Annotated in this window: 3 protein-coding genes; 1 reads left to right on the top strand and 2 read right to left on the bottom strand. The window is 73.5% G+C overall.

Features of this window, described 5'->3' with window-relative positions; translation table 11 throughout:
• Positions 1-13: 13 nt before the first annotated feature.
• Positions 14-4756 carry a type I polyketide synthase gene (locus ACWCSV_RS17305; RefSeq protein WP_451142995.1) on the bottom strand — a complete coding sequence of 1581 codons (4743 nt, stop codon included), beginning with the start codon at positions 4754-4756 and terminating at the stop codon, positions 14-16.
• A complete protein-coding gene (locus ACWCSV_RS17310) occupies positions 4756-10182 on the bottom strand; it encodes an SDR family NAD(P)-dependent oxidoreductase (RefSeq protein ID WP_451142997.1) in 5427 nt (1808 codons plus the stop codon). The genes ACWCSV_RS17305 and ACWCSV_RS17310 overlap by 1 nt, the downstream gene beginning before the upstream one ends.
• Before the next feature lie 620 nt (positions 10183-10802).
• Between ACWCSV_RS17310 and ACWCSV_RS17315 the strand changes: the two genes are divergently transcribed.
• Positions 10803-13586, top strand: coding sequence for an AAA family ATPase (locus ACWCSV_RS17315; protein ID WP_451142999.1), 2784 nt, complete (start codon positions 10803-10805; stop codon positions 13584-13586).
• Positions 13587-13639: the final 53 nt, after the last annotated feature.

Consider the following 13639-nt stretch of genomic DNA (forward strand, 5'->3'; position numbering starts at 1 on the left):
CGGTGGTGCCGGGTCACGCCGAGCCGAGTTCCTTGTCGATGAACGCGAAGACGTCGTCGGCGGTAGCCTCTTCCAGCCGGCCGGTGACGGCTGCCGCATCCTGGCCGAGGGTCTTGTCCAGGTCGTTGAGCAGGGTCTGCAGCCGGGTAGTGATCCTGCTCTGCTCCAGATCCTCGGCGGTGAGGCCGCCGAGCCGGGCGGCGACCCGTTCGAGCTCGGCGACCACGGCGTCCACGGAGGTGTCCGCGCCGGAGAGTTCGGCGCCCAGGTACTTGGCGAGGGCGGCGGGTGTGGCGTAGTCGAAGATGAGCGTGGCCGGCAGCGGCACTCCGGCGGCGCCACTGAGCCGGTTGCGCAGGTCGACCGAGGTGAGTGAGTCGAAACCGAGGTCGCGGAACGCGGCGGTCGGCTCGACGGCGCCGGCGTCGCCGTATCCGAGGACGACGGCCGCCTGGCCGCAGACCAGGTCGTTCAGGGCGCGCTCGCGTTCCCCTCCGGTGAGTCCCGCGAGCTTCTCGGCGAAGCCGTCGGCGGCGTTCGGACCGCTCGTGGTGCGCCGCGCCTCGGCCAGGGCGGACAGCAGCGGGCTGGGGCGGGTCGAGGTGAACGCGGGGGCGAAGACCGACCAGTCGACGTCCGCGACGGTGACGGTGGTATCGCCGCCGTCCAGTGCGCGGCGCAGCGCCGTGAGAGCCGTGTCCGGGTCGAGCAGGGACATGCCCATCGCCTTGACAGAGGCGCGCACCGTGCCGTGCGCCGCCATGCCGTCGCCGCCCCAGGGGCCCCAGGACACGGAGGTGGCGGGCAGCCCCGCCGCGTGACGGTGCTCGGCCAGGGCGTCCAAGTAGGCGTTGGCGGCGGCGTAGTTGGCCTGGCCGGCGCCGCCAACGGTGGCTGTCAGGGAGGAGAACAGCACGAACGCCGACAGGTCGAGCCCGGCGGTCAGTTCGTGCAGGTGGAGGGCGGCGTCCGCCTTGGGGCCGAGGACGCGGGCGAACCGGTCGGCGTCCAGGGCGTCCAGGACGCCGTCGTCGAGCGCCCCGGCCAGATGCACGACGGCCGTCAGGGGGTGCTGCGCCGGTACGCCGTCCAGCAGGCCGGCCAGCGCGGACCGGTCGGCCACGTCACAGGCGGTCAGGGTGACGCCGGTACCGGTGGCGGTGAGTTCACGGACCAGGTCGGCGGCGCCGGGTGCGTCGGCGCCCCGGCGGGAGGTCAGCAGCAGGTGGTCGGCGCCCTCGGCCGCGAGCCGGCGGGCGACGACCGCGCCGACCGCGCCGGTGGCGCCGGTGACCAGCACGGTGCCGGACGGCTTCCAGGGTGCGCCCGCCCGGGCCGGGGCGTGCTCCAGCCGGCGTCCGTGGACGCCGGATTCGCGGATCACGACCTGGTCCTCACCGCCGGCGTCGCCGAGCAGCGCGGCCAGGCGGGCCACGATCCGCGGACCGGCCTCGGCGGGCAGGTCGACGAGGCCGCCCCACCGGTCGGGGTGCTCCAGGGCGGCGGCCCGGCCCAGGCCCCACAGCGCGGCTTGGGCGAAGCCAGTGACGGTGGCGCCGGACCCGTGTGCGACGGCGTCCCGGGTGGCGCACCACAGCGGGGCGTCGGCACCGGTGTCACCGAGTGCCTGGATGAGGGCGGCGAGGGCGTACGGCGGCGTCGCCGGGGCGGCCAGGTACAGGATGCCGTCGGTCGAGGTCCGGCCGGTGAGGACGTCGGCCAGTGCGGCGCGGCCGGCGGTGTCCGGCACGGTAAGGATGTCGAGGTGCAGCCCGCTGTCCAGCAGGCCTTCCGTCACGGCGCGGGTCCACGGGTCCTCAGCGGTGGACGCGGGGACGACCGCCAGCCAGTCCCCGCCGAGGGCCGGGGTGGCGGGAGGCGCCAACGGTTCCCAGGTGACACGGTAGCGGAGCCCGTCCGCCGCGGCGTGCGCCTGCCGACGGCCGTGCCAGGTGGCGAGTGCGGGCACGACGGCGGCGACGGAGCTCTCGTCGTCGAGACCGAGGGTGGCGGCGACGGCACTCACGTCCTGGTCGCGCACCAGGTCCCAGAACGGGTCGCCGGCGTCACCGCCGGAGCCGGCCCGGCGCTCGGCCTGCAGGATGGGGGCGTCCTCCCAGTGCCGGTCCCGGCGGAACGGGTAGGTGGGCAGATCGACGGTGCGCCCGCCGGTGAAGACCGTCCGCCAGTCGGGGCCGGTACCGGTGAGGTGGAGGCGGCAGAGGGCCTCGACGAGGGCGGCGTCCTCCGCGCGGTCGCGCCGCTGGGTGCCGATGGCGTCGGGCACCAGGTCCTGAGCCATGGTGCTGAGCACCGAGTCGGGGCCGATCTCCAGGAAGCGGGTGGCACCCTCGGTGGCGAGCGTGGTGGCCCCGTCGTGGAAGCGGACGGCCTCTCGGACGTGCCGTACCCAGTAGTCGGCGTCGGCCAGGTCACCGACGATCCGTCCGGTGACGTTGGAGACGACGGGGAGCGCGGGCTCATGGAAGGTGAGGCCGGCCAGTACCTCGCGGAAAGGTTCGAGCATGGGATCCATGCGGTGCGAGTGGAAGGCGTGCGACACCTTCAGCCGGGTGCTCTTCTCGGCCTGGGCCGCGACGGCGAGAACAGCCTCCTCGTCGCCGGAGACCACGACGGAGCGTGCGCCGTTGACGGCGGCGATGTCGACGCCCTCGGTGAGGAGCGCGACGACGTCGGCCTCGGTCGCGCGCAGGGACACCATCGCGCCGCCGGCCGGCAGGTCCTGCATGAGGCGGCCCCGGGCGGCGACCAGGGTGACCGCGTCCTTCAGGTCCAGCACTCCGGCGACGTGCGCGGCGACGATCTCGCCGATGGAGTGCCCGGCGAGCAGGTCGGGGTGGACACCCCAGTGTTCCAGCAGGCGGTAGAGGGCGGTCTCGAAGGTGAACAGCGCCGCCTGGGTGTACACGGTGCGGTGCAGCGGCGCGTCGGCGCCGTCGGTGTCCTCGTCGAACATGACGTCGCGCAGCGGCCGGTCGAGATGCTCGTCGAATGCGGCGCAGATGTCGTCGAAGGCCTCGGCGAACACCGGGAAGGCGGCGTGCAGGGTGCGGCCCATGCCGGGACGCTGGGAGCCCTGCCCGGAGAACAGGACGGCGAGGCGGCCGGGTTCGGGGGCCACGACGGGTGTGCGGGTCCCGTCGGCGACCTCACGCAGGGCGGCCATCAGTTCGTCCCGGTCGCGTCCCGTGACGGCGGCGCGGTGGGTGAACAGGGAGCGGGTGGTGGCCAGCGAGTGGCCGACGTCGTACGGGTCGAGGTCGCCGGCGACCGCCAGCAGCCGTTCCGCCTGGCGCTGTACGGCGTCGGCGCCCTTGCCGGAGAGCAGCCACGGCACGACGGGCAGCTCGGCGCGGTGGGTGGTACTCCCCTCGGTCCCGGTGGGCGGGGCCTCCTCCAGAACGGTGTGCGCGTTGGTGCCGGAGATACCGAAGGACGAGACGCCGGCGCGGCGCGGCCGTCCGTCGCCGCCCCAGGGGCGGGGCTCGGTGAGCAGCTCGACGTCGCCCGCGCTCCAGTCGACGGCGGTGGTGGGCGTGCCGACGTGCAGGGTCCTGGGAAGGGTGCCGTGGCGCATCGCCATGACCATCTTGATGACGGCGCCGACTCCGGCGGCGGCCTGGGCGTGGCCCATGTTGGACTTGATGGAGCCCAGCCGGAGGGGCAGGCCCTCGGGGCGGTCCTGCCCGTAGGCGGTGATGACGGCCTGGGCCTCGATGGGGTCGCCCAGCGTGGTCCCGGTGCCGTGGGCCTCCACCACGTCGATGTGGTGCGGCGCCAGTTGGGCGTCCGCGAGCGCCTGCCGGATGACGCGGACCTGGGCCGGTCCGCTGGGCGCGGTCAGCCCGTTGGAGGCACCGTCCTGGTTGACGGCGCTGCCGCGGACGACGGCGAGCACCTTGTGGCCGTTGCGGGAGGCGTCCGACAGCCGCTCGACGAGAAGCATGCCCGCGCCCTCGGCCCAGGCGGCACCGGCGGCGTCGTCGGAGAAGGAGTGGCAGCGGCCGTCGGGCGACAGGGCGCGGCGCTCGCTGAACTCGACGAACATCTCGGGGCTGGCCATGACGGCGGCGCCGCCCGCCAGCGCGAGGGAGCACTCCCCCTTGCGCAGTGACTGGATCGCCGAGTGGAGGGCGACCAGGGAGGAGGAGCAGGCGGTGTCCATGGTGACCGCCGGGCCCTCGAGTCCGAGGGTGTACGCGATCCGGCCGGAAACGATGCTGCCGGAGATGGTGCCGCCGAGGTAGTCGTGGTGCATCAGCCCGACGAAGACACCGGTCCGGGAGCCCTTCACGGCCACGGGGTCGATGCCGGCCCGCTCGAAGGCCTCCCAGGTGACCTCCAGCAGCATGCGCTGCTGGGGGTCCGTGCCGGGCGCGTCCTTGGGGCTGATGCCGAAGAAGGCGGGGTCGCACTCGGCGGCGTCGTGGAGAAATCCGCCGTGGCGCACGTAGGTCTTGCCGGGGGCCCCGGGCTCGGGGTCGTAGAGGGCGTCGACGTCCCAGCCGCGGTCGGTGGGGAATTCGGAGACGACGTCGATGCCCTCGTCGACTGTGCGCCACAGGTCCTCGGGGGTGCGTATACCTCCGGGGTAGCGGCAGCCCATACCGATGATGGCGATGGGCTCGTGGTCCTGCTCCTCCAGTTCCCTCACGCGGCGCCGGCTGCGCTCCAGCTCGGTCGTGGCCCGCTTCAGGTAGTCGCGGAGCTTGTCGGCCGTTGCCGGGTCTTCCATCACAGGGCTCCCAGTTCGTTGTCGATCGTCGCGAAGAGTTCCGCGTCGCTGGCCTCGCCGAAGTCCTGTGCCGGTGCGGGCGCGGCGTCGCCGCGGGCGTCCTGCCAACCGCGCAGGAGGGCTTCGAGGCGTGCGGTGACGCGGGTGTGGCTGCCGTCCTCGTCGGGCAGGCCGAGCAGCACCGCTTCGAGCCGGTCCACGTCGGCCAGGGCGGTCCGGGCGAGGTCGGCAGGTCCTGGTACCAGTTCCGTCCTGAGGTGGGCGGCGAGCGTGCGGGGCGAGGGCTGGTCGAAGACCAGCGTCGCCGGGAGGGTGAGGCCGGTGGCGCCCGCGAGGAGGTTGCGCAGTTCGACGGCGGCGAGCGAGTCGAAGCCCATCTCCTGGAAGGCGCGTCCGGGGTCCACCGACTGCGGTGAGGGGTGCCCGAGCACGCCGGCGACGTGGGTGCGGACCAGATCGAGCAGGGCGCGGTCGCGTTCGCTGTCGGGCAGGCCGGCGAGCCGCTCGCGCCAGGACGCGGACGACGTGCTCTCGGCGGTCGCGGCGCCCGTCCGGCGCGCCGCGGGGCGGACGAGTCCGCGCAGGAGCGCGGGGATGCCGTCGGGGCGGGCCCGTACGGCGGCGCCGTCCACCCGGACGGGGACCACGAGGGCTTCCTCGGCGCCCAGGGCGGCGTCGAACGCGCGCAGTCCCTGGGCGGGGGCAAGGGGCGGCAGGCCGAGACGGCGCAGCCGTTCCAGGTCGGTCGCTTCGATACCGGCGCTCATCCCGCCGCCCGAGGCCCACAGGCCGTAGGCCAGGGAGACGGCGGGCAGACCGCGGGAGCGGCGGTGGGCGGCGAGGCCGTCGAGGAAGGTGTTGGCGGCCGCGTAGTTGGCCTGGCCGCCGCCGACGAGCAGACCCGCGGCGGAGGACAGCAGGACGAACGCGGACAGGTCCGACTCCCGCGTCAGGTCGTGCAGGTGCCAGGCGGCGTCCACCTTCGGCCGCAGGACCCGCTCGACCCGTTCCGTGTCGAGGGTGGCCAGGACGCCGTTGTCGACGACGCCTGCGGCGTGCACCACGGCGCGGACCGGGTGCCGGCCGAGCAGTGCGGCGAGGTCGGCGCGGTCGGCGACGTCGCAGCGGGCGAGGACGACCTCGGCGCCGAGCGCGGTGAGTTCGGCCCGCAGGTCGGCCGCGCCGGGGGCGTCCGCGCCGCGCCTGCCGGCCAGCAGCAGACGTCGTACGCCGTGCTCGGTGACCAGGTGGCGGGCGATCAGGGCGCCCAGGCCACCGGTGCCGCCGGTGACGAGGACCGTGCCGTCAGGTTCCCAGACGTGGGGGCCGCCGGGCTTGGCACGTGCCAGGCGCGGCACACGTACCTCGCCGTCGCGGATTACGGTCTCGGGCTCGTCGGAGGCCAGCGCCGTGGCGAGGGCCGTGTCGGGGGCGGCGCTGCCGTCGGTGCCGATCAGCAGGAAGCGGCCCGGGTTCTCGGCCGCCGCGGCGCGCACGAGGCCGAACAGCGGGCTGTGCGCGAGGTGGTCGCCCCGCAGCAGTACGGCGAGCCGGCGGCCGGTGAAGCGTTCGTCGTCGAGCCAGAGCCGCAGGGTGTTCAGGGTTGTGCCCACCAGGTCACGTGCCCGCTCGGGCAGGCCGGCGCCGGTGTCGGGGTCGGCGGGTACGGCCAGGACGACCGTTCCGGGCACGTCGCCCGCGTCCGCCAGCGCGGCCAGGTCGCGGTACCTGGGTGCGTCCAGGCCGGTGTCGGCACCGCACACGGCCAGGTCGGACGGCGCCGGTAGCGCCGTACCGGCGGCCAGGACGAGGTCGGCCTGGTACAGGAAGTCGTCCGTGTCGGCGGAGAGCTGCTCGGCCGACACGGGGCGGGCCACGAGGCCGCGGACGGTGGCGACGGGTACGCCGTCGCCGTCGGCCAGGTCGAGGCGTACGGCGTCGTTGCCCTCCGGGGACAGGCGCAGGCGCACGCGGTCGGGGCCGGCCCGGTGCAGCGTGACGCCGCTCCAGGCGAACGGCAGCACGGCCTGTCCGCCGGGCAGGTCCAGCAGGTTGGCGTGCAGGGCGGCGTCCAGCAGGGCGGGGTGGAGGCCGAAGGCGCCGGCGGTGGTGCGTGCTCCACCCGGCAGGGCGGCTTCGGCGTACAGTTCCTCGCCCCGGCGCCACAGGGCGTGCAGGCCCTGGAAGACCTCGCCGTAGCCGTATCCGGTGCGGGCGAGCCGGTCGTAGAGCCCTTCCAGGTCGACGGGTTCGGCACCGGCGGGCGGCCAGACCGCGGGGCCGGCGGGTGGTTCGGCGTCGGAGGGCGCGGTGGTGAGTACGCCGTCGGCGTTGCGGGTCCACGGGGTTCCGGGGGTGCCGGTGCGGCGCGACCAGACGCTCAGTTCGCGGCGTCCGTCCCGTTCCGCGTCGACGGCGACCTGCACGGCCACGGATCCCTCTTCGGGCAGCGCGAGGGGGGCGTGCAGGGTGAGTTCCCCGACGGTGCCGCAGCCGGTCTGTGCCGCGGCCCGCAGGGCCATCTCGACGAAGGCGGTGCCGGGCAGCAGGACGGTGCCGTGGACGGTGTGGTCACCGAGCCAGGGGTGGGAGGAGAGCGACAGCCGTCCGGTGAGGACCACGCCCTGGGTGTCGGGTAGTTCGGTCGCGGCCGGCAGCAGCGGGTGGCCGGTGGTCTGCTGTCCGAGGCCGTCGGCGTCGCCGGTGCCCCCCGGTGCGGCCTCCAGCCACAGGCGGGTTCGCCGGAAGGCGTAGGTGGGCAGGTCGGTTCGCCGTGCGTGGTGCGGTGCGTGGAACGCCTCCCAGTCGACGGTTCCCCCGGCGGCGTGGAGCCGGGCGACCGCGGTGACGACGTCGTGCGGTGCGTCGCCGTCACGGCGCATGACGGGCAGACAGGCGCTGTCCGGGGGGAGGCACTCGGTGGCCAGGGCGGTGAGCGCCGCGTCCGGGCCGACCTCCAGGAACGTCCGTACGCCCAGCTCGTGCAGGGCGGCGAGGGCGGGAGCGAACCGGACGGGGCGGCGGACATGGTCCACCCAGTGGCCGGGGGTGGTGAGCTCGCCGGGGGCGGCGAGGGCGCCGGTGAGGGCGGAGACCACCGGGATCCGGGGCTCCTGGTAGGCGCACCGGGAGGCGGCCTCGGCGAAGGCCTCCAGCATCGGGTCCATCAGCGGCGAGTGGAAGGCGTGGGAGACCTTGAGCCGCTTGCCGCCTCCGAATCGGGCGGCGAGTGCGTCGACGGCCTCCTCGGTTCCCGAGACCACCACGGAACGGGGGCCGTTGACGGCGGCGAGGCCGACCCGCTCGTCGAGGTACGGGACGACCTCCTCCTCGGTCGTCCGCAACGCGGCCATGGCACCGCCGGCCGGGAGCGCCGCCATCAGGCCGCCACGCGCGAGGACGAGGGAGACCGCGTCCGGCAGGGAGAGCACTCCGGCGACATGGGCGGCGGCAAGTTCGCCGACGGAATGGCCTGCCAGAAAGTCCGGCACCGCCCCCCACGACTCCAGCAACCGGTACACGGCCACCTCGGTGGCGAAGATCGCGATCTGCGCGTAGTCGGTGCGGGTCAGCAGAGCGGGGTCGCCGTCGATCACCTCGGCCAGCGGACGCTCCAGACGGGGGTCGGCGAGGGCGCACACCGCGTCGAACGTCTCGGCGTAGACCGGGTAGGCGCGGCGCAGTTCGCGGCCCATGCCGGGGCGCTGGGAACCCTGCCCGGTGAACAGGTAGGCCGTTCTGCCGCCGACCGGGGTGAGCGGGGGCGCGGCGGCCAAGGCGTCCAGCAACGCGCCGGACTCGCTGCCGACGGCGACGGCGCGGTACTCGAAGTGGGTGCGGGTGGTGGCCAGTGAGAGCGCGACGTCCGCCGGAGCGGCGTCCTCGCCACCGGTGAGGTGCTCACGCAGGCGGGCGATCTGACCGGCGAGGGCTTCGGGGCTGCGGCCGGTGACGATCCAGGGCACGGGTGTGGCGGCACGGGGTTCCGCGGATGCGGCGGCCGGTGTCGCCTCTGCGTCGGCGGCGGCCGCTTCCTCTTCGGAGGGGGCCTGCTCCAGCACCACGTGGGCGTTGGTGCCGCTGATGCCGAAGGAGGAGACGGCCGCGCGGCGCGGGCGGCCGGTGTCGGGCCAGGGGCTTCGCTCCAGGGCGAGTTCGACGGCTCCCGCGTCCCAGTCGACCTGGTCCGTGGGGGCGTCGACGTGGAGGGTGGGCGGCACCTCGCCGTGGCGCATGGCCATGACCATCTTGACGACCCCGGCGACGCCCGCGGCGGCCTGGGTGTGGCCGAGGTTGGATTTGACGGAGCCCAGCAGCAGCGGCCGGCCGGCGGGGCGTCCGCGGCCGTACGTCGCCAGCAGCGCCTGTGCTTCGATCGGGTCGCCGAGCGAGGTTCCTGTGCCGTGCGCCTCCACCACGTCGACGTCGGCGGCGGTGAGACCCGCGCCGGCCAGCGCCTGACGGATGACCCGCTGCTGGGAGGGGCCGTTGGGTGCGGTCAGCCGGCTGCTGGCGCCGTCGGAGTTGACGGCGCTGCCGCGCACCACGGCGAGCACGGGGTGGCCGTTGCGCCGCGCGTCGGCCAGGCGTTCCACGAGCAGCATGCCGGCGCCCTCGCCCCAGCCGGTACCGTCGGCGGCCGTCGAGAAGGCCTTGCAGCGGCCGTCGGGGGCGAGCCCCCGCTGCCTGCTGAAGTCGACGAACGTCTCCGGGGTGGACATCACGGTGACCCCGCCCGCCAGCGCGAGGGAGCACTCGCCGGCCTGCAGGGCGCGCACCGCCCAGTGCAGGGCGACCAGGGAGGAGGAGCACGCGGTGTCGACCGTGACGACCGGGCCCTCCAGGCCGAACGTGTAGGCGATGCGCCCGGAGGCGATGCTCGCGGCACTGCCGTTGGCGAGGTAGCCGACGAGGTCGTCGGGGACGGCGTCGAGCCGCGTGGCGTAGTCGTTGTACATCACACCGGCGAACACTCCGGTGCGGCTCCCGCGCAGGGAGGCCGGGACGATGCCGGCCCGCTCGAACGCCTCGAATGAGGTCTCCAGCAGCAGGCGTTGCTGTGGATCCATGGCAAGGGCCTCGCGGGGGCTGATGCCGAAGAAGTCGTAGTCGAAGTCGGCGGCGTCGTGCAGGAAGCCACCGGTGCGCGCGTAGGTCGTGCCGGCCCGGTCCGGGTCGGGGTCCCACAGGGCGTCCACGTCCCAGCCGCGGTCGACGGGGAACTCCGAGACGGCGTCGGACCCCGTCGCCACCAGGTTCCACAGGTCCTCGGGTGAGGTGACACCGCCCGGGTAGCGGCAGCCGATGCCGACAATGGCCACCGGGCCGTGCGCGCGTTGTTCGTTCTCGCGCAGCCGGCGCCGTGCCTCCCGCAAATCCGCAGTCGTCCGCCTGAGGTAGTCAAGCAACTGCTCTTCGTTGTTCACCAGCGCGCCATCCGATCGGGATCGAAAGTGGGCCTCGGTCCTGCGGACGGGCTCCCGGTCCGCTTCCCCCTCCGTTCACGGAGGCTAGGTAGGGGCCGGGTGCGCCTGATACCCCTACGGCCCCCAGGGGGGCCACGGGCGGCCATACGATGCGCCCGAACGGGCAGCCGCAGTGCGGGTACGTGCCCGAGCCGTCCGTGCGGCGGCCCGCTTCTTTTCATTGCTTCGCGGTAAATCGGCCGACCGTGAAAAGTCGTCCCGGACCGGCATCGCGAGTGGGAAGTCACTTCCGGAAAGACCTGGTTGACAACGTTGACAAGGGCCTATAATCTCGCTGCTTGTTTGATCGATTTAGCCATTTTTCCTCCTTCCGGAGAAACGTGCCGAGCCGATCAAATCGCGCCACAAATGACCGACTTTCATTCTTGCTGCGCTCGCACCCACAGCAGCCACAGGGGGTTGGACCGAGACATCGAGGGTTGACTCCTCAGCGCTGCGCCCACAGCCCTCGAACAGAAAAATGCACGTCAAACGGGGGACTTGGACCGATCCCGCACAACAGCACCCCACCCCGAACGGGCGCGAATCCACCGGCGTTAACTGGACACAGGGGGAACACCTTGCGCCTCCACGACCGCTCCAAAGAATTACGCATACTTAACGAAGCGTTTACCGAAACCACTCGAAGATCCGGGCGCTTCGTGATAATCACGGGTGGTCCCGGCTCCGGGAAGACCCAGATTCTGCATGAATTCCTGGCGGCTGCGGGCCGCTCGGGCGCACACATACTCCAGGGCACGGCACACCCGGCCGAGCGTGACCGGCCGATGAGCCTGTTGCGGCAATTACTGCGCAACGGTGAGGTACTGCCGGTCGCATCGGACCCCGCTCGCCCGGCGGGCAGACATACCCAGCCTCTCCCCCAGAATTCCCAGCGCGGGGCCGGCCTGGCATTCGGCCAATCGGACAACACGACGACGGAAGCGCTGCTGCGGCTCGCGAACGGTGAACGCCCTCTGGTGGTGGCCGTCGACGACTCCCATCTCATGGACGAGGCCTCGCTGGGCGCCATCGTCCACCTGCTCGACAGAAGCCGCTTCCGCCCTGTCCTCGTGGTGTGCACGACATCCGGCCACCCGGGCACCGGTGACTCCCTCTCACACGCCGGACTGATGCGCCGGCCGCACCGCCGGGCCCGGCTCGGCCCCCTGTCGGAGCGGGGCGTCGGCGAACTGATCACCGCCCAGTCGGCAGTCGCCCGGTCCGCCGGGGTGGGCCGCACCTTCCACCGGGCCACGGCCGGCAACCCGCTGCTGGTGCACGCCCTGCTGGACGACAGCACCCGCCTCGGCCGCGACATGGACCGGCCCACCGCCAGCACCGCCTACCGCCAGGCGGTGCTGTCGCTCGTGCACCGCGGCGAACCGCGCCACCTACGGGTGATCCAAGCGCTCGCCGCCCTCGGCGCACCGGTTTCCGCCCACGTCCTGGGGGAGCTGACCGACACCACGCCCGCCGGTGTCGAGGAGGCCGTCGAGGCCCTCGACTCGGTGGGGCTGCTCGACGGTCACGTCTTCCGGCTTCCGGCCGCTGCGACCGCGGTGCTGGAGGACATGGACGCCACCGCGCGTGCCGCACTGCACGAACACATCGCCGACCTGCTGTACCGCAGCGGCGCGCCGGTGGGCGACGTGGCCCGGCATCTGCGCGCCGCCGACCGGGTCCCGCAGCCGTGGGGGCCCGGCGTGCTGCGCGCAGCCGCGGAACAGGCTCTGGCGGCGGACGATGTGGAACTGTGCTGCGGTTACCTGAATCTGACCCTGCGCGACTGCACCGCCCCGCAGGAGCGCAACGCCCTGTCGGCCGCCCTGGCCCGGGCGGAGTGGCGGGTGAACCCCGCAGCCGCCGGTGCCCACCTGGAGCCGCTGCGCCGGCCCGCGCTGGACGGCGAGCTGAGCATGCGCGACACCGCCACAGTCCTGCGGCACATGCTGTGGCAGGGCGACACCGAACTGGCCGCCGAGACCGTCGCCACACCGGTGTCCGCGCACTCGCCCGGTGACGCGCAGATCCTCCTCGAGCTCGAGTTCGTACGGCAGTGGTTCTACGGCGTCGCGCTGCCCGCGAGGGGCCCGCGGGGCGCCGGCGGCGACCCGCGCCGGCAGGCTCCCGTCGACCTGTACGGCGGGCTTGCCGAGCAGGTGGCGGTCCTGGTCGGCGGTGTCGCGACGGACGACTCCGCCGCGGCCGTGGCCCAGGCGCTGCAGGGCCGCAAACTCGACCACCTCAACCTGGAACTGGTGGCGATGGCGCTCCTCGCGATCGCCCACGCCGACCGGCCCGCGGTCGCCGCAGAAGCCTGCGAGGCGCTGCTGGAGTCCGCGGTCGAGCGCCGTGCGACCACGTGGCAGGCACTGCTCGGCAGCGTAAGGGCGGAGATCGCGCTGCTGCGCGGCGACATGATGACCGCGGCCGAGGGCGCCGACAGGGCGCTGAGCAGCCTGCACGACGGAAGCTGGGGAGTCCTCGCCGGGCTCCCGCTGTCGACATCGATCTTCGCCCACACCGCCATGGGTGCCTACGACGAGGCCGAACAGGTGCTCAAACGGGACGTCCCCGAGCCGATGTTCCGCACCGTCTTCGGCATCCAGTACCTGCGGGCCCGGGGACACCACTACCTCGCCACCGACCGGCCGTTCTCCGCGCTCAACGACTTCGAGACATGCAGCACCCTGATGCGGCAGGGAAACCCCAGTCTGCAGAAGGGCATTCCTTGGCGGTCCGACCTGGCCCTGGCCAATCTCCGCATCGGCAAGACCCGTACCGCCAGGGAGTGCGCCGAGGAGCAGCTGCGACTGCCCGGCGGTCACAGTTCCCGCGCACGGGCGATGGCGTTACGGATGCTGGCCGCCACGAGCAAGCCGCACCGCCGGGCCCTGCTGCTGCGGGAGGCGATCGACCTGCTCAAGCGGTGCGGCGACCAGCACACCCTCTGCCAGGCCTACGCCGATCTGTCCGCGGCGCACTACGAACTGGGCGAGTACGCCCGGGCTCGGCTGGTCGCCCGCCAGGCGGCCCTCGAGGCGGAGGCGTGCAGCGTCGACTCACCGGTCGACGCGCATCTGCTGGAGGATCCCGGCCAGTCCGAGGGGTCCGAGGCCGAGGGCTCGGCCATCCTGAGCGACGCGGAGTGCCGGGTGGCGGGCCTCGCCGCGCTGGGGTACACCAACCGCGAGATCAGTGGCCGGCTGCACGTCACGATCAGCACGGTGGAACAGCATCTCACCAGGGTGTACCGCAAGTTGCACGTGGCCAGCCGATCCGAACTGCCGCCGAAGATACTGGAGCACCGTATCCCGAAACTGTCCGACCGCTGGGTGACCAGCCACTCGTCGGCGGGCTGACCGCCGGCACCGCTCCACACCGCACACGGCCCCCTCCGCGAGTCCCCACCGGG

It is taken from the genome of Streptomyces sp. NPDC001770 (assembly GCF_053596135.1).